The organism is Streptomyces sp. NPDC001663 (assembly GCF_042893105.1).
In the GTDB taxonomy this organism is placed as follows: domain Bacteria; phylum Actinomycetota; class Actinomycetes; order Streptomycetales; family Streptomycetaceae; genus Streptomyces.
Map to the genome: position 1 here is coordinate 1 of NZ_JBIAUR010000048.1, position 2,811 is coordinate 2,811.

Annotated in this window: 2 protein-coding genes and 1 pseudogene; 1 reads left to right on the plus strand and 2 read right to left on the minus strand. The window is 67.1% G+C overall.

Features of this window, described 5'->3' with window-relative positions:
* Positions 1-11: 11 nt before the first annotated feature.
* Entirely contained in the window at positions 12-422 is a 411-nt protein-coding gene (locus ACFY1L_RS55885; protein WP_388843361.1) for a hypothetical protein, read from the minus strand.
* Between the two features lie 335 nt (positions 423-757).
* Between ACFY1L_RS55885 and ACFY1L_RS55890 the strand changes: the two genes are divergently transcribed.
* The gene (locus ACFY1L_RS55890; protein ID WP_388843362.1) at positions 758-1,963 is read left to right on the plus strand and encodes an alpha/beta hydrolase; all 1,206 of its coding nucleotides are present in this window, start codon (positions 758-760) and stop codon (positions 1,961-1,963) included.
* Positions 1,964-2,388: 425 nt separating this feature from the next.
* Here ACFY1L_RS55890 and ACFY1L_RS55895 read toward each other — a convergent pair.
* Positions 2,389-2,577, minus strand: a pseudogene (locus ACFY1L_RS55895) (undecaprenyl diphosphate synthase family protein); the annotation flags it as partial.
* Between the last annotated feature and the right edge of the window lie 234 nt (positions 2,578-2,811).

Here is a 2,811-nt window from a genome sequence, read left to right on the forward strand (position 1 = left end):
AGGTCCCTTCCTCATGCCCTCGCCAGGGCAGGATCACCCGACCGGGAACCCGCGTTCGACCGCCACCGCTCAAGATCGAAAAGGCAACAGCTTCTAAGGGTTTCGTCGAGTAGCCCGAACACAGCGAGGTTCGCAAAGGACTGGTAGTAGTACACGACGCTGTAGAAGGCCGTCTTGGCTTCGGCGGGCAAACCCCGTACCCCACCCGCTGGGTCGTGCTCTGCGCCTAAGCGCGTGCAGAGGTAATCGTGCTGCTCGTGGAAGTCTGCCGAGCGGAACTCTTGGAGCAGATCGACCATGACGGATATGTGGTTGGCGTGCCGCGCGACGCGGACCTGTCGCGCACTGAAGGCGACGGAGGTCACCACTGCGACAACGGCGATGCCCGTGGTGACGACGTTGAAGATGACGGAACTGTCCATCCGGTCACCGTACGGAGCCCTCGCCTGTAGCGCATACATGGCGTGGGACGTACGCAGCCGGCCAGAGCCTCAATTTGCCCGCCCATGCGTTCGAGTCTGAGGTGCTGACCACGACCCGCACTCGCTCCGCCTCCGGAGGGGTTCCCGGGTCGGCAGCGTGGTCGCTGGCGTGCTCCCCCAGATGCGCCCCGCCGATCGGAGGAGCGGCGCACACCCGATCAGTCACCATCCGTGCGCCCCGCCTTCCGGCTCCCCGTACGGCCCGGGCGAGGCGGAGATGCTGACCACCCTCGGGAACAACCGTTCCTCAGCTCGAACAGCCATCGGAGGCGACCATGCCGCAACTGACTCGCGTCGACCACAAGGTCAAGCACACCTCGACCATCCCGGCGAATTCCGGCGAAGATATCGAGCTCTTCGTTCGGGAATACAAGAAGGCCGCCGGATCCGGTGGCACCCCCAAGCCGGTCCTGATGCTCCACGGCAGGAGCGTTCCGGCCCTCCCCGGCTTCGACCTCGTGCTCCCTCCGAAGGGCGGCTCCCCGAACCCAGACACGAGCTACAGCTGGGCGCAGTATCTGGCGGGCAAGGGCTACGACGTGTTCATCATGGACCTCCAGGGTTCCGGGCTCTCCCCGCGCCCCAAGATGGACGACCCATGCAACGCCAACCCGGCCCAGCGGGGCCTGCTGGAGACCAATCCCGGCACGGGGACCTGCTCCCCGACAGCGCCCTACCCGCACCAACTGGGCAACTCCCAGAGCGAATGGGACGAGCTGGCTACCGTCGTCAAGTTCATCAGGGCACGGTGCAGCAACGAGAAGGTCTCCTTCATCGGCTGGTCTGCAGCCGCGTTCGTCATGGGTCCGTACGCGCTGCAGAACCCCGGGGACGTAGCGACAATGTTTCTTCTCGCGCCCATCTTTCCCCCGGACGGCCGGTGGTCGACACACACCGCCGCGCCCTTCGCTCCGCCTCCCGGCACGGCTTTGCCCACGCAGCCCGAGTCCAAGCCGCCCGCGGTCTTCGGCTTCCCGATGAACCTGACCAGCAAGGCCGGCCTGCAAGGCACCATCAGTGACAAGGAGTTGGCCGGCCACGTGTGGAAGGCCATCATGGACTGCGACAGCATCGGTCAAAAGTGGGGCGGTCCCACCGCGGGGGCACCCGAAGGCATCATGCGGTGGCGCAACTCCTACTGGTGGGGCTGGAACACGAGCACCGTGCCCTACGGCTCCACGCTCGGCACCGCCGTGCCGGTGTGCATCATCTACGGAGACCAGGACAGGACGGCCAACACGGCGGCGGAGTTGGGGCCGGTGCTGCACTTCTCCGTTCCGGAGCTCTACAAGGCGATTCCGGGCGCCGACAAGCTGATGATCCGTGTCGAGGGCTGGGACCACAATCCGGTCTGGGAACGTCGGGCCAACCAGGTCCTGCAGCAGATGTCCTGGAAGTGGCTCGAAGACAAGAAGGTGTACGGCGTCGAAAGCGGAAGCTGGGTCATGGACGCGGACGGCGTGGTGACGGAAGTGGAGTAAGGCCCCGGGCCGCGGGTGACACGCGGGCCGAGCCGGGGCCGACCTGACACCGGGCCGCGGAGTGAGTGCGGTCCGGTGCCGGCGCCCAGGACCGAAGATCAGTGATCACCGCCTGGACCGACAGGTCCGATTAACTGGCCCAATCGGCCAAGGGGCACGCTCGACCCGTCACCCTGGCGGAACACCAGTAGTCCGAGGTCCGCACCAGGGGGCGCGAGGCGCACTCACCCCCGGGCTGGCAGATGGACCGTGCAGGCGAGGTGCCCCTGTGCCCGCCCGGGGTAGGCCACAGCAGGTCGCAGCGAAGGTCGACGTGCCGCTGGCCCGGCACGACCGGCACCCGCTCGTTGACGGGGCGAAGGACCCCGTCAACGGCGAGCGTCCAGCAGGATGCCGGGCCGGGGACCTTGACGCGGAGCGTCTGCGTCGGGGGTCCCGACGTGGTGCACCCGCCAGCGGCCGTCAGCGGCGAGGGTTCGTACGACGTCCTCGATGATCCCGAGCAGCGGGCCGAGCTCTTCCTGGGGCCGGTCGAAGTTGTCCGTCGACAGCAGCCAGAGGGTGACGGCCTCGACGTCCGTCTCGCTGCACCAGCCGAGGAACTCCTCGATCTTCTTTGGCGATGTTGGCGCCCGGTTGGTCGTGTCGGTGAGGACCGAGCCGCAGCGGCCGACGTTGGGTGTCGGCACGAGGGCGACCACCAGGGCGAGGATGCCCGCGAAGTTCAGCACGGCGTCCTCGAGTTCGGTGCTGCCGTTGCGGAGACCGTAGTCGGGTCTCAGCATCCCGGGCATTTCGGCCCGGAAGGTCCGTCACATCACCAAAGCGTGAGGGCTTCGGCTTGAGTA